Source organism: Paenibacillus sp. tmac-D7 (assembly GCF_006519665.1).
In the GTDB taxonomy this organism is placed as follows: Bacteria; Bacillota; Bacilli; order Paenibacillales; family NBRC-103111; genus Paenibacillus_G; species Paenibacillus_G validus.
Map to the genome: position 1 here is coordinate 58580 of NZ_VIDW01000021.1, position 19668 is coordinate 78247.

General features: G+C 52.6%; 15 protein-coding genes and 1 pseudogene. 4 read left to right on the plus strand and 12 right to left on the minus strand.

What is annotated here, in order from left to right; all coding sequences use genetic code 11:
- Positions 1-36: 36 nt before the first annotated feature.
- Together FKP33_RS15565 and FKP33_RS15570 are read right to left on the minus strand one after the other, a co-directional pair.
- The gene (locus FKP33_RS15565) at positions 37-867 is read right to left on the minus strand and encodes a uroporphyrinogen-III synthase (protein ID WP_141335674.1); all 831 of its coding nucleotides are present in this window, start codon (positions 865-867) and stop codon (positions 37-39) included.
- 149 nt (positions 868-1016) lie between these two features.
- Positions 1017-1958: pseudogene (locus FKP33_RS15570) on the minus strand (nitrite/sulfite reductase); the annotation flags it as partial.
- 421 nt (positions 1959-2379) lie between these two features.
- Between FKP33_RS15570 and FKP33_RS15575 the strand changes: the two are divergent.
- A complete protein-coding gene (locus FKP33_RS15575) occupies positions 2380-2706 on the plus strand; it encodes an ArsR/SmtB family transcription factor (RefSeq protein WP_127608937.1) in 327 nt (108 codons plus the stop codon).
- 154 nt (positions 2707-2860) lie between these two features.
- Complete coding sequence (locus tag FKP33_RS15580) at positions 2861-4633, plus strand: SulP family inorganic anion transporter (protein ID WP_127608936.1); 1773 nt, start codon at positions 2861-2863, stop codon at positions 4631-4633.
- A gap of 88 nt (positions 4634-4721) precedes the next feature.
- Here the strand turns inward: FKP33_RS15580 and FKP33_RS15585 are convergent, their stop codons facing one another.
- The 5 genes from FKP33_RS15585 to FKP33_RS15605 form a co-directional block, all read right to left on the minus strand.
- Positions 4722-5987, minus strand: coding sequence for an L-lactate MFS transporter (locus tag FKP33_RS15585; protein ID WP_141335675.1), 1266 nt, complete (start codon positions 5985-5987; stop codon positions 4722-4724).
- 357 nt (positions 5988-6344) lie between these two features.
- Entirely contained in the window at positions 6345-8147 is a 1803-nt protein-coding gene (locus tag FKP33_RS15590; RefSeq protein WP_141335676.1) for an FTR1 family iron permease, read from the minus strand.
- A 28-nt stretch (positions 8148-8175) separates the two neighbouring features.
- A complete protein-coding gene (gene efeB / locus FKP33_RS15595; RefSeq protein WP_373423899.1) occupies positions 8176-9486 on the minus strand; it encodes an iron uptake transporter deferrochelatase/peroxidase subunit in 1311 nt (436 codons plus the stop codon).
- A 3-nt stretch (positions 9487-9489) separates the two neighbouring features.
- The gene (gene efeO / locus FKP33_RS15600) at positions 9490-10350 is read right to left on the minus strand and encodes an iron uptake system protein EfeO (RefSeq protein WP_127608933.1); all 861 of its coding nucleotides are present in this window, start codon (positions 10348-10350) and stop codon (positions 9490-9492) included.
- A gap of 281 nt (positions 10351-10631) precedes the next feature.
- On the minus strand, positions 10632-10970 hold the full coding sequence (locus FKP33_RS15605) for a metal-sensitive transcriptional regulator (RefSeq protein ID WP_230876248.1): 339 nt from the start codon (positions 10968-10970) through the stop codon (positions 10632-10634).
- A gap of 169 nt (positions 10971-11139) precedes the next feature.
- Between FKP33_RS15605 and FKP33_RS15610 the strand changes: the two genes are divergently transcribed.
- The gene (locus tag FKP33_RS15610; RefSeq protein ID WP_141335677.1) at positions 11140-11349 is read left to right on the plus strand and encodes a hypothetical protein; all 210 of its coding nucleotides are present in this window, start codon (positions 11140-11142) and stop codon (positions 11347-11349) included.
- A gap of 99 nt (positions 11350-11448) precedes the next feature.
- Here the strand turns inward: FKP33_RS15610 and FKP33_RS15615 are convergent, their stop codons facing one another.
- The 5 genes from FKP33_RS15615 to glgB all read right to left on the minus strand — a co-directional run bounded on the left by FKP33_RS15615 (position 11449) and on the right by glgB (position 18962).
- A complete protein-coding gene (locus FKP33_RS15615) occupies positions 11449-13134 on the minus strand; it encodes a GAF domain-containing sensor histidine kinase (RefSeq protein ID WP_181410170.1) in 1686 nt (561 codons plus the stop codon).
- Between the two features lie 79 nt (positions 13135-13213).
- The gene (gene glgA, locus FKP33_RS15620; protein ID WP_141335679.1) at positions 13214-14653 is read right to left on the minus strand and encodes a glycogen synthase GlgA; all 1440 of its coding nucleotides are present in this window, start codon (positions 14651-14653) and stop codon (positions 13214-13216) included.
- A gap of 74 nt (positions 14654-14727) precedes the next feature.
- Complete coding sequence (glgD, locus tag FKP33_RS15625; RefSeq protein ID WP_164751902.1) at positions 14728-15837, minus strand: glucose-1-phosphate adenylyltransferase subunit GlgD; 1110 nt, start codon at positions 15835-15837, stop codon at positions 14728-14730.
- A 7-nt stretch (positions 15838-15844) separates the two neighbouring features.
- On the minus strand, positions 15845-17014 hold the full coding sequence (locus FKP33_RS15630) for a glucose-1-phosphate adenylyltransferase (RefSeq protein WP_141335680.1): 1170 nt from the start codon (positions 17012-17014) through the stop codon (positions 15845-15847).
- Positions 17007-18962 (minus strand): 1,4-alpha-glucan branching protein GlgB, encoded by a 1956-nt coding sequence (glgB, locus tag FKP33_RS15635; RefSeq protein ID WP_174817602.1) that lies wholly within the window; start codon positions 18960-18962, stop codon positions 17007-17009. Before glgB ends, FKP33_RS15630 begins: the two co-directional genes overlap by 8 nt.
- Before the next feature lie 332 nt (positions 18963-19294).
- Here glgB and FKP33_RS15640 point away from each other — a divergent pair, with 332 nt between their 5' ends.
- The gene (locus FKP33_RS15640; RefSeq protein ID WP_141335681.1) at positions 19295-19507 is read left to right on the plus strand and encodes a cold-inducible protein YdjO-related protein; all 213 of its coding nucleotides are present in this window, start codon (positions 19295-19297) and stop codon (positions 19505-19507) included.
- Positions 19508-19668 lie beyond the last annotated feature (161 nt).

Genomic DNA, 19668 nt, shown 5'->3' on the forward strand with positions numbered 1-19668 from the left:
CTGCCACATTAAGACACAAAAACCCACCGCTCAGCTTTATCGGTGGGTTTTTACTGTAGATTTATTCTGATAATAATGAGCGAGCTCGATAATCATCGCGCCCATCCGCTCGCTTTCAGGGGCTAATACACGCTCGACCCCTTCCTCTTTCAAAGCTTCAGCCGTCACTTTGCCAACCGCTGCCGCCAGCACCTTCTTTTTGAAGCTTTCATGAATAGCCGGATAATACCCGTTGCTTTTGACAAATTGAAAAAAATACCGGACTTGAACCGCCGTCGTGAAACAGACCGCATCCACGGAACCATCGGCCAGTTCTTGGCACAATTGGCGCGACACGGTATCATCCGGAGCCATATGTTTATAAGGTAACAGGGTCCTGACAACGGCTCCTTTGTTCTCCAGAAAGGTCACTAACGATGGCATAGGCTCGCCATGCAGCTGAATAGTTACGCCTTGACCCGTAAATTCATAAGTTTCAAGCGCTTTAATAAGTCCTTGTGTCGTTCCGTCATCATCAACGGCAACGGGTTGAATTCCCATTTTTTTCAACAGGGCATAGGTTTTATACCCTCTTGCCGCTACTTTGGACTGTTTCACAATTTCGAGAAAAGCGGAGCGAATACCGATTCGTTCCGCCTGATTGAACAAAGCTTCAAGCCCGGTTCCCGTTGTGAACATCATCCAGTCCGATCCACTTTCCACTACACGAAGGAGATCGCGCTCTACCTCGCTTTCTGCAAGGAACAAGGTCCCTTGCTGTGAACGAACAACGGGGATGCCTCCTTGCTTTTCAATAATGGTGCTCAGTTCACTTATTTTTCGGGACCCCGCAATGACAATGCGTTTTCCCTCCAACCCTCCAGTCATTCCGGATACTCCTCTCTTAAGCAGCGACACTGATGTTATGAAATCAAACTTTTTGCTGGACGAGCTATTGCCTCATCGAATCGTTGTTGAAATTGTTGAATGCCCACACGCTTGAAAAATTGATGAAAAGTTTCCTGACCCGTACGATGCGGATGCACACCGTGAAAATAAGCTGCGTGCCATCCGATAGTCTGGTCTTCTCCACGCTCGGGCAGCGGACCGACCAGCTCCTCCAGCTTGGCCTGAAACTTCTCGGGTCCCCAGTCGGCTACAAGGAGTTTCATCCGGGCATGATGCCGTTTTTCTCTAAACCCATAATCGCTAAAGATGGTCGTCACAGCGATGGAGACCTTCAGTACCTCTTCCGGACGCACAAAAATATTCAACGGTTTGGCGAGAAATGGTTTAGCCGATAGCCCGCCGCCCACTTGGACATGAAAACCGATGACGGTCTCTCCATCCATCACTTTCGTAGCCGGGGTAAAAGCCAAATCCTGAATTTCCGCATGGGCATTGTTGTAACGGTTTGCCGAAATCGATATTTTATACTTCCGAGGCAAATTTGAAAAATCGCGGTTTAGAACAAAAAAATCATTGACCTGCTGTACAATTTCGGACGTATCCATCATTTCATCCGGGTCAATGCCCGCTAATGGATTACCGACAATGGCCCTCGGGCAATCGCCGCAAGCTTCATAGGAGTACAAGCCAACTTCTTCAAGCCGATTAAAGATGTCGGGCAAGTGTTCTACCCGCAACCAGTGAAATTGAAAAGATTGCCGCGTCGTCACGTCCAACAGATTACGGCCATAATCGAGTGAAATACCTGCAAGTGTCCGCGCTTGCCTGGCAGTGAGCATGCCCGAAGGAATTCGAATGCGCATCATGAAATGGCCATCCCTCGGCTTCTGCTCATACACGCCGGCCCATTTGAACCGGTTCAACTCATCTTCAGGTATGGATTCATATCCTTACTTCGCATACCTTTCAATAATGGTACGAATAACATCCAGACCGTCCTTTTCGAGCTTCATCATTTCGATTTTGTTAAGCTTCGATGGATCTTCTGCCCAAACGGTTTCATAAGCCATCTTATCATCCCCCTAACCCTATGAATGTACTTCCAAAACCAAACGAGAAAGGAATTCCAACTTAACAACTATAATAAAAGAAAAAGCGATAAAACGAACCATCCAAAAGGTCACTAATTATGACCATCCATTTCGCTGGAAGAACCCATCCAATGATGAGCCCATATCACCATCCATGTTCAACAGATTGATATACATTCGTCTTTTTTTGATGGAAAAAGAAAACGCTTTATTTCAAATCAAATGTTATGATAAAAACAAATCACGGGCATTGATTAGCGGCCCCATGAAGTCCCTCCGGCTCCGGGATATATTCGCTGCTGCCCGGATGCCCCCATTCTCTGAAACTTTATTCAACGATTGCCGGTTTGTGATATGATATCTGTATATTCAAATTTCCGAACATGTAGGAGAGAACGTTATGTATCAAGAAATACAAGATTTTAAAGCCGACTTTTTCAAGGCGTTAGCCCACCCCTTGCGTATTAAAATTCTTGAAGTTTTAGCCGAGGGCGATAAGAACGTGAATGAGATTCAAACGATTTTGGGAAGCGAAGGGTCTGCGGTTTCCCAACAGTTAGCCGTACTAAGAAATAAGAACGTGGTCTATGGGATTAAGGATGGAACCTCTGTTATTTATTCTTTAACCGATCCTTTAATTAAGGACTTGCTGCTGGTTGCGAAACAAATTTTTGACAATCACCTTGTGAATGCCATTTCCATGCTGGAAAACATTAAAAACAATTAAATCGCTTCTTCATAAGGAGGAATTCGAGTTGTTATACTCGATTTGCTCCTTTTTTTTGAACATTTCTACGGAATCCGAAATTGACAATTAAACGTATTCCTTATATGTTTGTATATATTCAAATATTCAAATATTCAGAAAGGCGATGCTGGATATGAAATTTTCGTTTACCGGCAGATTTCAGGGCTATAACAGAGAAAGCTTTCAAAAGGACTTCATTTCGGGGTTGATTGTAGGTATTATCGCCATTCCATTAGGAATGGCGTTTGCCATTGCTTCAGGTGTCAAGCCTGAATACGGGTTATACACAACGATTGTTGCTGGAATCATCATATCCTTATTGGGCGGGTCAACCTTTCAAATTGGCGGTCCGACTGGAGCTTTCATTCCTATTCTGTTTGCCATCGTGATGCAGTATGGATACGAAAACTTGCTTATCGCCGGTTTTATGGCTGGGGTCCTTCTGGTAATCATGGGTCTGTTCAAACTTGGTAAAGTGATGAAATTTATTCCGCGCCCCGTTATTATCGGCTTTACCTCTGGCATCGCCGTTACTATATTTACAGGTCAAATTGCCAGTTTCCTTGGTTTGCACCAGCTTGAAAAGCACGAGAATTTCATGGCCAACATGAAGGAATTAGGTATACACATGGCGTCAACCAATAGTTACAGTGTAGGAACAGCGCTGATTTGTCTCGTGTTTATCATCCTAACACCACGACTGTTCCCGAAAGTTCCCGGATCCTTAGTCGGGTTATTGGTTTCGACTGTTGTCGCCTCTTTGTTGTATCCTGACAAGGTTGCAACGATTGGTTCGACCTACGGCGCAATTCCAAACAGCATCCCCGGCATTCGCATGCCTTCGCTTTCCATTGAACATATGCTGTATTTAATAAAACCAGCTCTAGTCATTGCCATGTTAGGCGGCATCGAATCCTTGCTTTCAGCCATAGTTGCTGACGGAATGACAGGCACCCGACATAACAGCAACCGTGAACTGATCGGTCAAGGCATCGCCAATATGATCACTCCGTTGTTCGGGGGGATTCCTGCCACCGGGGCTATAGCCAGAACGGCAACGAATATAAAAAGCGGCGCGGCGTCTCCCCTCTCCGGGGTCATTCACGGTATTGTCGTCTTTTTAGTCTTGTTCCTATTTGCTCCATACGCTTCGAATATTCCTCTTGCCAGTATGGCGCCGATCTTAATGGTTGTCGCTTGGAATATGAGCGAACGTAAAGAGTTTGCCCACATCCTGAAAACCCGAACTGCGGAATCTTTCGTTTTGGTGAGTACATTTCTTCTTACTGTCTTTACAGACCTGACGACCGCGGTTGAAGTGGGATTAGTATTATCAGGCATAATCTTTGTGAAGCATATGAGCGTTCTCCTTAGTACGACCAAGGTACTGCCCGACCCTTCCGACAACAACAAAAAAGTATCCGCTCACATGATCCACGAGCAGCATAATTGCCCGCAAATCAGCATTTACACCGTAGAGGGAGCTTTGTTCTTCGGGGTTGCCAATCGTTTTGAAAAGTCCATCATGGACGAGATTCATAACAAACCTAAAGTGCTCCTATTGAAAATGAGCCATGTTCCATATATGGACGCAACCGGAGAAGCCCATTTAGCAAGTATAGCCAAACACTTAAAGAAGCACGGCGGCGTCGTGATCATTTCTGAAATCCAGGACCAACCGCGCCAACTGCTGAAAAAAACAGGCTTGGACGAAATCATCGGGCAAGATCACTTTTTTGACCAAACAGGCAATGCCATTAGCTTTGCCTTAACCAAACTTAATCACGCTCAATGTCTTGGTTGCGAACATGATGCTTTTCGTGAATGTCAACAATTATCAAGGCCCAGGGCTATTCCGGTTCAACCCCAACTGGTTCATTCTTCTTCGCTTCAGGTCTCCGATTAGGTCCCTGATACTCCATTTTTCCATTTCAGGGACAAAAAAGGCACTAACGCCGTGTTAGTGCCCGGGGGTCCTCCCTGTAGCCTGGAGGTTATCTTGCCGGTTCGGTAGCAACGCTCGGATTAACCGACTGAAGCTTCCTGATCTCGATCCGGATCAGCAGCGAAACCACGAGCGCAATGGCAAACAGTCCCGCAAAAATATACAGTGTGCCGATATAGCTGTTCGTCGCGGTACGCACCCAGGCCGCGATAATAGGTCCGGCCAGCCCTGCCGCCGCCCATGCGGTCAAAATATAACCATGTATCGCCCCGAGCTGTTTGGTGCCGAACAGGTCGCCGATATAGGCCGGTATGGATGCAAAGCCGCCGCCGTAACATGTAAGAATCAAAAAGATCAAAATTTGAAACAGCCAGGCGTTGGAAACGGCGGGGAGCAATAAATAAGCTCCGATCTGAATAACGAAAAACGCTGTGTATGTATTGGGTCTGCCGATATAATCAGAGAACGACGCCCACCCGATCCGTCCCAATCCGTTAAACAAGCCCATCAGCCCGACCATGGAAGCCGCTGCGAGCGGTGCCATTTTGGCAATTTCCTGTGCCATTGGAGAAGCCACGGAGATGATGGCGATACCGCAGGTGACATTGATAAACAGCATCAACCAAAGCATCCAGAAGCGCGCCGTCTTTACCGCTTCGTTGGCTGTAAGCTGTGAGAGATCGACCTTTATCTTCTTCCTGCCGGACTCGATCGCAGCCTTAAATTGTTCCGGCATCCAACCGGCAGGCGGCGGAGAAAGATAGAGCGAGGAGCCGCCCATCAGAATGAAATAGACGGCGCCCAAGATGTAAAAGGTGTTGGCTATGCCGACCGAGTCGATCAGACGAGCCATGACCGGACTGCTGATCAACGACGCAAAACCAAAACCCATAATCGCAAGTCCGGTGGCGAGGCCCCTTCTGTCCGGGAACCATTTGACCAAGGAAGAGACCGGCGTGATGTAACCGACGCCCAGACCAATGCCTCCGAAAACGCCGTAGAACAAATATAACAACGGCAACGACGAAAAGTTCACGGCAAGGCCGGACCCGGCAAGGCCTATCCCGAAGAAAACGGTAGCCAGCAGACCTGCCTTTCGGGGACCGTGCTTCTCGACAAAATGACCCAGAAACGCCGCAGACAAGCCAAGAAATAAGATAGCCAAGCTGAACGTGAAAGTAACCTGTTTAATACTCCACCCGAATTCATTGATGAGCGGCTTCGTAAACACACTCCAAGCGTACACCGAGCCGATCGAGATGTGGATGCCGACCGCTGCGGCAGCGATCAGCCACCGATTTTTCGTTTTTTCCATAAATCCATTCCTCCCTTTTGTATCAAATAAAAAAGCCGCGAATCGCTTTACACGGGAAGCCCGAAGTAAACCGAATGCGGCGGTTAGCCTTAAGCAGAAATTCTACCAAGCGCCAACGGCACACTGTTCAATTGGTGTGAACCGTTAATCGGTAACAGGATCGCTGTCCCGTGTGAACGGATTTCTACTCGGCTGATTTTGTGAACATTCTGTGTCCTGCTTATCCATTACAATATACCATGAAAACGCTGACAGCGTAAATAGCCATGATTACATTTTGTTCTGTCCAGCAAACGTCTCTTGGTAATAAGGGGATCAAACGAAGGCAGCCGTTCCTTGAAGGAACGGCTGCCTTCGTTACGCCGGCCTGGACTCCAGGCCGGTCGTGCCGGCTTTGCGCTTGCGTTCGAACCTCACCAGCTGGATCACGATGAACAGCAATACGAGCAGCTGCGGAGCCAAGGTCTCCCATGTCGGATAGACGCCAAGCCCCGGGAAGGTCGGCAAGTAACCGGGCACATGAGCGGGTACTCGCCCGGCCACCTGCAGCGAGTGAATGCTCTCGCCGAGAAACTTAACGACCAGATAGTAAATAAGCAGCGTCGCCGTTAAGAAAAACGGTCGGACCGGCAGCCGCACGATCCCATTGACCAGCAGCACACCGAGTACGATCAGAAGCAAAGCCGCAGCGCCGATGCCGAGCAGCAGCTGTAGAGGCTCGATGGAAGGCGCCATCCCGATGTAGAAGATCGTTGTCTCCGCCCCTTCGCGCAAAATAGACAGAGCAGCAATAAAGAACAGCGACCACAAGTTGCCGCTCGCCAGCGCAATGCCGATTTTGTCGCGGATGAACCGGTTCCACGATTCAGTCTGCGATTTGCTGTGCAGCCAGGCGCCAACCGTAAACATCAGGACGACGGATACAAGGCCCGTCACGCCCTCCAGCATCTCCCGGGTGCTGCCTGCCTCCGCGCTGGCGAACGCAAGCGTCAACACCAAGGCAAGAGCGCCGCTCACAATCAAACCCGCGACGGCCCCGCTCCAAATCCACTTCTGCTTGGAGGCGTTCCCCGTCCGGTGCACGAATGCGAGCAATGCGGTCAGCACGAGCAGCGCCTCCACCCCTTCGCGGAGCAGGATTAAGGCCGCGTCCGAAGCCGAATAAGCCGCGTTGGCCGTATAAGGCGCCAACGCCTGCTCCATCTCGATCAAGAGACTTTCGGCTTCTGCCGTTCTCGGAGGTTCCGACAACAGCAGGCTGGCGGATTGCGTCATTAACGTTTCAATACGCGTATACGTCTCCGGGGAGCGGGTTTGCACGCTGCCTTCCACCGCAGGCCATAGGCCAATAAAGCTTTGCAAGTCGTCCGTCGCCGTTGACACGCTGCCGTCACGCAGCTCGCGCTGAATGTTCTGCAGCAGCGCGAGCGCACCCGCAACGCTTTGCCCGCCGCCCGACGCCTGCGCCTGGACCGATTTGCCCTGAGCGTAATCGTCGACGAGCTTGATCAAGTCGGCGACGCCGTTCTTCGCCGCTTCCGCTCTCGGCGGTTCGGCCTGCAGCGCGATACGCGTCAGGCTGACTTTCGTTTCAATGCTGCCGTACACGCTTGTGTTATCGGAACGGATCGCGGCTTCGACTTTAAACCAATGATTGACGAACTGTTTGTAGTCCGCATTTGCCTTTGTCCATTGGTTTTGCCCGATTTCAGCCGATATTTGCCTCAGCATCGGCAGCAAAGACGCTGCCGCCTGCTTGCCTGCATCCGGATGCTGCTGCTTCTCGTAGGCAGCGACGTAATCGCCCGTCGCCTTCGCAAGCTGCGATACCGCTTGATAGGCGGCATCCGGCTTGATTTCCGCTTCGGCCAGCGCCGTCTTCGCCGCTGTCAAAGCGTTCGCGACCTGTCCGGCCAAATCCGAGCCCGGCGCTTGCAGCGCCTTCCACTCGGTGTCGAACAGCTCCAGCTCCTCGTTCGTTCTCGGCCAGTGGCGCTCGCCCGCTTCGACCAGCGCTCCCCCTACAAGCGGCAACAGCCGCTCGGGGCTCGCCTCTGCTGCCTGTGCTCCCTTGGATCCATACAGCCCCGTCAGCAGAAGGAGAACCGCAAGCACAGCTCCCCATTTGCTGCAGCCGCCGGCCAATCGATTATTGCTCATACGGATCACCTCGAATGTCTTTTCTCCACTAAAATAACCCATCACCGATATAACCGCCCGGCTGCACGCCCGGGAAACAGGCAAATACCGCGCTTCCCACATGCGATATGTATTCGTTCAGGGCGTCCATCTTTGCCAGTCGCTGCTGCATCGGAACAAATTGTTTGAAAGGATCCCTCTGATAGCTAATAAACAGAAGTCCGGCATCCAACTGTCCGGTCTGCCTATCTATTCCGCTTGAATACGAGTAGGAGCGCCGCAAGATTTGCATTGAGCCGTCTCCGCGCGCAATCCTCACGTGAGCGTTGACCGGGATCACCGGGTCGCCGGCAGCCGTCTTCGCGTCAAGCTGCACCGGATCGAATTCACTCTTCGCCCCTAAGGGCGCACCGCTATCGCGATGACGGCCGAACGTCGCCTCTTGCTCGTTCAAATGCGTACGGTCCCACACCTCGACCCGTATCCGGATGCGCCGCACTACCATATAACTGCCGCCTCGCATCCACCCCTGTTCATCCGAAGGTTGCACCCAGACAACCTGATTCATCAGCTTCGCGTCCTTCGTATCGGGGTTGGCCGTTCCATCCTTGAAGCCGAGTAAATTACGAGGCGTATCGCCGCTGCCCGAAGCGGCAGCCGTGCGTTGAAAGCCTTCCTGTGTCCAGCGCAGAACGGCAGTGCCGCGAGCAATTCGCGCCAAGTTGCGCACTGCATGGAAGGCAACCTGGAGATCGTCCGCGCATACCTGCACCCCGATGTCCCCTCCGCACCATTCGGCGCGCAGCTGATCGCCGGGAAATCGCGGCAACTCGCCTAAGGCCGAGGGCCGTTTGGCCGCCAGCCCGAATCGGCTGTCGAACAGCGCAGGGCCTACGCCGAACGTGAACGTCAGCTTCGACGGGCTGAGCCCAAATGCCTCTCCCGTATCCGCCGGCGGCAGGTTGGGATTGCTGTTCTCGTCGCCGACAGGACGGCCTTCGGTCATACGGGCGGCGGCGTCCGTCCATTTCCGGAGCAACACCGGAAGATCCTCCGCCCGTGTCGTGATCAGATCGAAGGCGGCGAAGCAAACAAAGTTTTGCGAAGGGGTTACAATCCCGGCTTGAACATCTCCGTGAAACGGAATTTGCTCGTTCGAACGGGGTGCGGTGCGTCCCCTCCACATACCGGACTCCGCAAGCACGCTGCCGACGCCAGCCGAGCCGACCAGTAACCCGAGCCCGCCGACACCGGCCATTTTCAACAATTCCCTGCGGCTGACAACCGACTTCCCCGACTGGCCGGGTCCTCGCCCTTCGTTCGCAGGCGGCAACGGTTGTTGATTTCCGTTAAGCTTCACGTCTTAGCCCTCCAGTACTTTGCCCATCTGGGACAGCGGCTCGGCGAGCGCATCGAGTGCCTGGCTAAGCTTTTTTGTCTGATCCGGCGTCAATTCCGTATACAGCACATACCCGTCGCCTTTTTTATAAGGTGCCAACGCGGTGCTTAAATCGTTGAACCGGTCGGCGATTTGCTTTGCAAGTACGCCATCCTTTTTCTCCACTTCCGGCTTAAGGATGTCAAAAATTTTATTCGCCCCCTCAACGTTCGCGGCAAAATCGTATAAGTCCGTGTGCGAATACCGCTCTTCCTCGCCCGTCACTTTAGAGGAGGACACTTCATTCAAGAGCTCGACCGCACCGGTTACGAGCATTGACGTATCAATCTCCACATTCTCCACTTTAGCCCGCAGCAGCTTGCTGTCGCTCAGCAATTGGTCGGCGTAGATCTCCTGTCCCTTGGTCGTCTTGTCTGTCCATAACGCTTTTTCGATCCGATGGAACCCTCTCCATTCCTTCTCGTCGACGTCCCCTTCGCGTGCATCCAAGTTAGGATCCAGCTCCCCGAGCGATTCCGCGATCGGTTCGATCCGCTCGTAGAACATGCGGGTAGGCGCGTAGAGCGTCTGGCTCTTGGCCACGTCGCCCGCTTTGACAGCGGCTGCGAATTCGCCCGTAGATTTCACGAATAAGTCGCACTGCTCAATGACGTATTTGCGGTAAGTTTCGGCGGCTTGCTTCAGTGCGGCGTTGTCTGCGGCATCGGCGGGCTTCTTCGCTTCCGTCCCTTGCGTCGCCGCAGGCGTTGTTTGGGCAGCGCACCCGCCGAACAGAAGCGCTGACCCTAGTAAAACGGATGAAAGTATACAGCCTTTATGATTCATAACCTCATAACCCCCCCACATATGATAATGATAATTATTCTCAAAATAAAATACCATAGAATACTGGGGCTGGCAAGTTGTTTAATGCTAAACTATTGAATGTTCAATTATTTGCCACAAGCAAGGTCAAGGTTGCATGATTGGTGGAGGCGCCCATTATCCCCTCTCTTGCTATGACAGCCGCGACTGAAACAGGAGCACCTCTTGCGCCGCAAATCAAAAAAGCCCGCGGCAACCCATGCGGACTTCTAAGAATTTCGATTGTCGTCAACCCGGCGCAGCTACTTCAGCAGCTTGTTCATCGTGACGAGAATTTCGTCGATGACCTCCCGGTCGCCCGACTGAATCCGTTCGACTACGCAGCTTTTCATATGCCCTTCCAGGAGCAACTTTCCTACGCCGTTCAACGCCGATTGAATGGCCGCGATCTGGTTCAACACGTCGTCGCAGTATGTATCTTTCTCGATCATCCCGCGAACGCCGCGAATTTGGCCTTCGATCCGGTTGAGCCGGGTGACGAGGTTGCTTTTCATTTTATCGGAGTGGTGGCTCTTGCGTTCGCTTCCGGCATCGGCGCTCCCGTTCTCCGTATGACATCCGTTCTGGTCTTGCGTCTCCATGGCCATTCCTCCTATCAACCTTCATTATAACCGCTCCCGAATCGAATTTGAAGCGTCCCTCCCGTGATACGGGAAAGAGTTGTCATATTCAATCCGATCCTCGCATATACTTAATCTCGCGTCCGTAAACAGGACGACCGAATAACAATAAGGGACAGGTGATACCGTTATGTGGGAAAGCGTATTAAAAATGCAGCAATTGGAAATTCAAATCAACTCCGGAGACAAGGCCGTCCGCTTACGCATCAGGGAGGAAGCGGCTGCGGCGGCGTCGAAGGCGCTGGAGCTGAGCCAATCGGAGTTATTCGAACTGATGCATACGTTCCTAACCATCAATCGCACATTCAACCAAGAAGTGATGTACTACGACGAAGCATAGATGCAGCGCCTCCAAACCGGATGAACCCGCCGATTTATAGATGGTCCTGAATTCCTGCACACCCTCCCGGCAGCCGTCTTTCGGACGGTTTGCTGAAATTCAGGGGGAGGGTATTGCATACTTCTCCATCGCAAGCGTGAATGAAGAGCCTTGACCAACCTCCGATACATAATGAATGGAGCCGCCGTGCGCGGTGACGATTTGTTTCACAACGGCAAGACCGAGTCCGGTCCCCCCCATTTTACGGCGATCCGAATTGTCGACGCGGTAAAATTTCGTGAAAAGCTTCTCCCTTGCCCGCTCCGGAATACCCAGCCCGTAATCGCGAACCGTAACGTGAATTCTTCCATCCTCTTCCATCAGCTTCACTTCGACCCGATCCGACTCCGGCGAGTATTTCACCGCATTGCTGATCAAATGAACAAGCGCCTGCTTCATCCGTTCCGGATCCGCATAGACAAGCAACGGGTTCGGGCCGGCTTGCAGCAGGATGCGGTGCGTCGCATGCTCCTTCCAGCCTTCGACGGCCTCGGCCGCAAGGCTGCGCATGTCCGTTGGCGAGAACAAATAACTTTGCTGCCCCGCCTCCATCCGCTGCAGATCCAGCAGATCGTTCAACAATAACGTAAGCCGCTTCGCTTCCCGGTGTATCGTTTGCAAATAGCTATGCCTCTTGTCCGCCTCCGGATTCCGTTCCTTGATGATTTCCGCGAAACCCATGATGCTTGTCAACGGTGTCCGCAGTTCGTGCGAAACGACGCTCATAAACTCGCTTTTCATCCGATCGATTTTCTCCTCGTCCGTCCGATCGCGAATGCCGATGTAATAGTGCTGCGGCGAGGTTTCCGTTAAGCTGATGACATATCCCGTCACCTCATAGACACGGCGCTCGCCGTCCTTCAACCGGTAATCAAGACGTTCGGCGAACAGCTCCACATGTCCGTTTAACAGTTGCTCAAGACATTCAAGCAGCTGGGGGGAACGAGCCTCGCCGCTTTGCAGCAGGTGCTCGGCGAAAGCTCTGACATCCGGATAATGGGCCGGTTGAACGCGAAACCATTCCACCAGCTTTTCGTTATGCAGTACGATACGGCCGCTCCCGTCGCACAGCAGCCTTCCCTCCAAGCCCGACTCAAACGCTTGTCGGATCAATACCGCTTGAGACTCGCTCTTCGCGATCACCTGCTGCAGTCGTTCGGCCAGTAATTCCTTTTCCCGCAAGTCCCGGCGAAGCTCGATTTCGGTCACGACCCAACGGCCAAACTCGACAAGCCGGGCCAATTCGCGCTCTCCGATCGTTCGCGGCTCCGTATCGATGATGCACAGTGAGCCGAGAATGTTCCCCTTCGATGTCTGGATCGGGACCCCGGCATAGAAGCGGATCCCGTTCTCTTGGCGTACGAACCGGTTGTCCGCGAACCGCTCGTCCAGACGGGCATCCGTCACAACGACCGGTTCCCGTTCCGCGACCACATATTGACAGATGGCGGCTTCCCGCTCCGTCGAGCGGGAACGCTCTAATTCTTCCTGTAGCCCGAAGCACGACTTGAACCATTGCCGGTCTTCGGTAACCAGCGTAATTAAACAGGTCGGCACCTGGAACACGTCCGCAACCAATCGAGTAATCCGATCGAAGGCCGGCTCGCCGGGCGTATCCACGATATCTAAAGCATACAGCTCCTGAAGTCTTCGTCGCTCGTCTTCATCCGAGAACTTTACGATGTTCAACCGCACCCTCGCCCACGCACCCTCGACTTGAAATGTAGTCTTGATATTATTCGACACAATGCGGTCCAGCTCCTTCATCCATGCACAAAAAACCAATGTCCATGCGGACATTGGTCGTTGATCGTTGATCGAGGGATTACACTTTCACGGATGGAACTAACGATTCGTACAAATCGATATATTGCTGGGCCGACTTGCGCCAGCTGAAATCTTTCTTCTTTATATTCGCCAGCAAATTCGCCCACACGTCCGGCTGCCGATACAACCTGACCGCTCGGTCGATCGTATACAGCATGTCATGCGCGTTGTAGTTGGTGAACGTGAAGCCCGTGCCTTGTCCGGTCTCCTCGTTATAAGGGCTCACCGTATCCTTCAAGCCGCCCGTCTCCCGTACGATCGGCACGCTGCGGTAACGCATCGCGATCAGCTGGCCGATGCCGCAGGGCTCGAATAACGAAGGCATCAGGAACATATCGGAGGCCGCATACACTTGCCGTGCAAGCGACTCGTCGAACAATATTTGCGCCGACAGCTTGTCCGGATTTGCGGCAGCCGCCCACCGGAACAGCTCCTCGAAGCGCGGTTCGCCCGTTCCGACGATGACCCATTGCGCGTCAAGCTGCATCAGTTCCGCGATGACGCGGTCGATCAAAGAGAGCCCCTTCTGATCGACCAAGCGCGTAACGAGCGCGATTAACGGCACCTCTTTGTTGACGGGCAGGCCAAGCCGTTCCTGCAGCTTCAGCTTGTTTTGCTGTTTTTTCGGGTAGGAGTCGCGGTATCGGACCTCGAGGTTTGGATCGGCCATCGGATCGAACTCTTCGTAATCCAGCCCGTTGATAATGCCTTGCAACCGGTGATTTTGGCTGCGCAGCAGACCGTCGAGACATTCGCCGTAATAAGGCGTTTGAATCTCCTCCGCGTAGGTCGGGCTTACTGTTGTCATATAATCGGAGTAAAGCAGCCCGCCCTTCAGAAAGCTGGCTCCGCCGTGCAGCTCCAGCGCATAACCGTGCAGATGCTCGTCTCCGAGCGCGAAGTAGTCCTTGAACGCCTCCTTGTCGAAGACGCCCTGATACTTGAGGTTGTGAATCGTAATGATCGTTTTGATGTGCGCGTACGGGGGCTGGTAGCTGAAATGAGCCCGATACAAGACCGGAATCATGCCGGTCTGCCAGTCGTGGCAATGGATCAAATCCGGTATGAAGCCGATGTGCGGCATCGCGTCCAGAACAGCGCGACAGAAGAACGCGTAACGTTCGGCGTCGTCCCCGTAACCGTAGCAGCCTCTGCGGCGATAGTAATATTCGTTATCGACAAAATAAAAGACGATACCCTCGTGCACCAGCTTCAAGATGCCGCAGTACTGCTTTCTCCACCCCATCTGAAGGTCGAAGGAGGCCACTTGCTCCATCCGTTCGACGTACTTGGCCGGAATGTCTTCGTATTTGGGTAAAATGACGCGAACATCCGCACCCTGCTTGACGAGCGCTTTGGGGAGCGAGCCGATCACGTCGGCGAGTCCTCCCGTTTTGACAAAGGGGACGGCTTCAGAGGCTGCAAATAACACTTTCATGGCTTCCTACCACTCCTTTATATAGAGCGCATCCGGCCGTGCGCTCGGTTGCAAAGGCCGGACGCGCCGATTTATTAAATCACTTTGGTTTTGGAAGCGATAAACGGTGCTTGTTTGTCTCCGGTAAGCACGCGGCCGCGATTGATGAACACGTCCTTGTCGAGGATAGCGTTCTCGATGATGACGTTCTCTTCAATTTCGCAGTTTTGCAGGATAATACTGTTTTTCACGTAGGCGCCTTTGCGAATCTTCACCCCGCGGAACAAGATACTGTTCTCTACCTTCCCTTCGATCATGCATCCGTTAGCGATCAAAGCGTTACGGGCGTGGGCGTTCTCGGCATACCGTGCCGGCGGTTCGTCCTTCACCTTCGTATAAATGAGATTGCGCTGGAAGAACAACTCTCGCCACACCTTCGGGTTGAGCAGCTGCATGCTGTGCTTGTAATAGCTTTGGATCGTATTCACAATACCTGTATACCCTTGATGGTGATACGCGTAAACGCTTAGTTTATCGATATTTTTCATAATGCCGTCGCGCACGAGATGATCGTAGCCTTGCGCCAGGCAAGATTCCACCATATCGAGCAGCAGCTCCTTGCTCATGATGTACATCTCCATGGAGATGTTGTCGGTGCGCAGCCGCCCGGACTGGTCCTCCATCAGCGTGACTTTTCCGTCATCCTTGACGGCCATCCGGCGGAATTTGGCGTATTCGGTTTCTTCTGCTTTCTTATAGACAACGGTAATGTCCGCATTTTTTTCCAAATGGTAATCGAGCACTTCGTTAAAATCGATATTGCACACCATATGAGAGCGGGTGATGAGCACATATTCCTCGCGTCCGCGGTAGAAATAATCGCGATGGTTGTAAAATTGGAACAAATCGCCGCGCGCCATACCGGTCGTCTCGTGCAAAACCGCGGGAAGAATGAACAAACCGCCGCGTTTGCGGTCCAAATCCCATTCCTTGCCGGAGCCGAGATGGTCCATCAGCGACCGGAACTTGTGCTGCGTGAACACCGCAACGTTGCCTATGCCGGAATTGACCATATTGGACAAGGCAAAATCGATCATGCGATAGCGGGAGCCGAACGGTACCGATGCGACGCAGCGCGAGTAAGTCAGCTCCTCCAGTTCATCCGGTTCGTTCACCAAGTTGATTACGCCCATCAAACGTTTCATACGCCCGTCATCCTTTCACCGAGAACGAAGTGTTTTTGCCAATGTACTCGTTGCTGCCGATTAATACGATGGATTCGTCGCCTTGCCCCTCCGGACTGCCGACGACCGCACCGTCCTCGATGACCGTTCCTTCGCCAATAATCGCTTTGTGGATACTCACATTGCTGCCGATCTTCACGTTCGGCATAATAACCGAATCGCGGACAAGGCTGCCTTCGCCCACCTGAACGCCATAGAACAAAACAGAGTGATCGACTTCCCCGAACACCGCGCAGCCTTCGTTGACGAGCGAGCGTCTGACCTGTGCGGTCGGCGCGATGTACTGTCCCGGCTGGAACGGATTGACCGAGTAGAAGCGCCATTCGCGATCGTTCAGATTAAACTCGGGCTCATCCTCAAGCAAATCCATATTCGCTTCCCACAAGCTTTGAATCGTGCCGACGTCCTTCCAATACCCGTCGAACGGGTAAGCGAACATCTTCTGTTGATCCCGCAGCATCGCCGGTATCAAATCTTTGCCGAAGTCTTTGCTTGACTCCGGATCCACTTCGTCTTTGATCAAGTAAGACTTAAGCACCTGCCAGTTAAATATGTAAATGCCCATCGAAGCCAGGTTGCTCTTCGCTTCCTTCGGCTTCTCGGCGAATTCGGTAATCCGCTGCTCCGCATCGGTGCTCATGATGCCGAACCGGCTCGTTTCTTCCCATTTCACTTCAATGACGGCGATGCTTGCGTCCGCGTCCTTGCTCTTGTGGAAGTCGAGCATCAGGTCGTAATCCATCTTGTAGATGTGGTCGCCGGAAATGACGAGCACATATTCCGGGTCGTATTGATCGATGAACGGAATATTCCGGTAAATGGCATTGGCCGTTCCTTTATACCAATCCCCGCCGCTTTGCTCCATATACGGAGGCAGGACGGTTACCCCGCCGTGCTTACGGTCCAAGTCCCACGGCGTGCCGATGCCGATGTACGTATTCAGTACGAGCGGTTGATATTGCGTAAGCACGCCCACGGTATCGATTCCCGAGTTCGTGCAGTTGCTTAGCGTGAAATCGATGATGCGGTACTTGCCTCCGAAATGCACCGCCGGTTTGGCCAACTGTGTCGTCAGCACGCCCAACCGTCTTCCTTCGCCTCCTGCAAGCAGCATGGCTACACATTCTTTTTTACGCATCGGTTTGACCCCTTCCCCGCTTCGCATTCGTTGCTTTACGATTGACAATCTTGATCGGTTTGAAAATGACCGTGGCCAGCGGAGGCAGCGCTACATGCAGGCTGTCCGGATGACCATGCCACGCTAACGCTTCCGTCTTCAGCCTGCCGGGGTTCAGCTTGCCTGAACCGCCGTATTCGCCGGCATCGCTGTTGAATTGCTCGACATACTCTCCAGCGAACGGGACGCCGATTCGATATTTCGCATGGTACACCGGCGTAAAGTTGGTCACGATGACAAGCGCATCCTCCGGCTTGCGCGACTTCCGCATAAACGTCGTGACGCTTTGCGCCGCGTCGTTCGGGTCGATCCAGGCGAACCCATCGGGCGAGTGGTCGAGTTCCCACAACGCCGGCTCGCGCAAGTACAGATGATTCAAGTCGCGTACATAACGGTGCATGCTGCGATGGCTGTCATAAGCCAACATCTCCCAATCGAGATCCTCGAGATCCTTCCATTCGTCGAATTGGCCGAATTCCCCGCCCATGAACAGCAGCTTTTTGCCGGGATGGCTCATCATGTAGCCGTATAAGGCGCGAAGATTGGCAAACTTTTGCCAGTAATCCCCGGGCATTTTATTTAATAACGATTTCTTTCCGTGCACAACTTCATCATGAGACAGCGGCAGCACGTAGTTTTCGGAGAAGGCGTACATGAAGCTGAACGTCAATAAGCGATGACTCCCGCCGCGGAAGTACGAATCGGTTTCCATATACTTGAGCATGTCGTTCATCCAGCCCATGTTCCATTTGTAATTGAAGCCAAGTCCGCCTTCGTGCACCGGAGCGGTGACAAGCGGCCAGGCGGTGGAATCTTCCGCCATCATCAGCGCGTTCGGATAATAACTGAACACCGTATGATTCAGCTTCTTCAAGAATTCGATGGCATCCGGATTCTCGTCCCCGCCATGGGCGTTCTTCACCCACTGATCGCGCGGCTTGCCGAAATTAAGATAAAGCAAGCTTGCGACCGCATCCACGCGCAGCCCGTCAATATGGTACGCGTCCATCCAGAAAAGCGCATTGGAGATTAAAAAATTCACAACTTCACGTTTGGAAAAATCGAAGGTCAGCGTGCCCCATTCCGGTTTCTCGGCCAGGCCCGGATCGTTGTACTCGAAGAGCGGTCGCCCGTCGAACTGGCGAAGCCCGTGCTCGTCTTTGACGAAATGGCCCGGCACCCAGTCCATAATGACGCCGAGACCGGCGTTGTGGCAGCAGTCGACGAAATACATGAACTCGTGCGGCGTACCGAATCGGCTGGTAACCGAATAATACCCGGTAGCCTGATACCCCCAGGATCGGTCGTAAGGATGCTCGGCCAGCGGCATCAGCTCCAGATGGGTGTACCCCATATCCTTCACATACGGGACGAGCTCATCAGCCAGTTCGCGATACGTGTAATAGGCGCCGTCCGGCTTCTTTTTCCAGGTGCCCAGATGTACTTCGTAGATGTTAAGAGGAGATTCGTAGACGGAAGCGCTCTGCTTCCGGTCCTGCCACGCTTGATCCGACCAAGCGAAATCGCCCAGATCGAATACGCGCGAGGCGGTGCCCGGCTTCAGCTCGGACCAAAAAGCGTACGGATCGGCTTTATACAGGAGCGTCCCGTCGGGGGTAAGGATTTCGTACTTGTAATACTCGCCGGGTCTGACCCCGGCAATGAACGTCGACCAGACGCCCCAAGTGCTCACCTTATGCATCGGATGTCTGGTTCCGTCCCACTCATTAAAGTCGCCGACAACGCGAACTTCACTCGCGTGAGGGGCCCATACGGCAAAACGGACGCCGACGGTTCCGTCCCATTGCGTGACATGAGCGCCGAGAAGCTTGTAGCTCCGATGCAAGTTGCCTTCATGAAACAGATACAAGTCCTCCGGACCGGGGATTGCGGTGTTCAAAGTAGACATCCCCCTCAAATAAAGTATTCTGTCACTATTACACAAATACTACATGACAGCTAGAAAATCCTTTCCGTTTAGTAAAAATCTTCTAGAAATTGTTTCGAGTCCCTGCCGGATGGCGAATAGCGGGAATGGAGGAGCGGTGTTGGAGGATGGGGACGGGCTGCCCGATGGATGACGAACGGCGGGCAAACGACGAAAACCGTCATGGTTGGCGTGAAGAAACCCGTTGTTGGGTTTCGGCTGTTTTTCTTGCGATTTTTTTCGCGCAGGTACTGGCATAAACCATCCAACCTCGGTTAAAATACAGAGGTTTGGAGAGGAGGTGTCACAACAAGATGCAGCAGAACAACGAACAGAAACCGGAACTCAAACCGACCGTGATTTGGAAATGCAGGGATGCCTCCTGTAAAGCCTGGGTTCGGGAAGATTTCGCGACCGGCACTTACCCTCCTTGCCCGATTTGCCAAGGAGAGACGATTCGAAGCTATAAACATTTACCGGCGGTGGCGATTAAAAAACCCAGAAAATCAAAAAAGGTCTCCCCTTAGTTGACGGGAAGACCGGGAAGCAGCCTTATTTATTTGTTCTTCGATTTGTTGCTTGATTCCGCTACTTCGGAGTCCTGGTTGTTGCCTGGTTGGGACTTTTTACCATTGTTATTGGCGTTGTCACGAGACATACCTGTTTGCCTCCCTTCGATTCGATGATC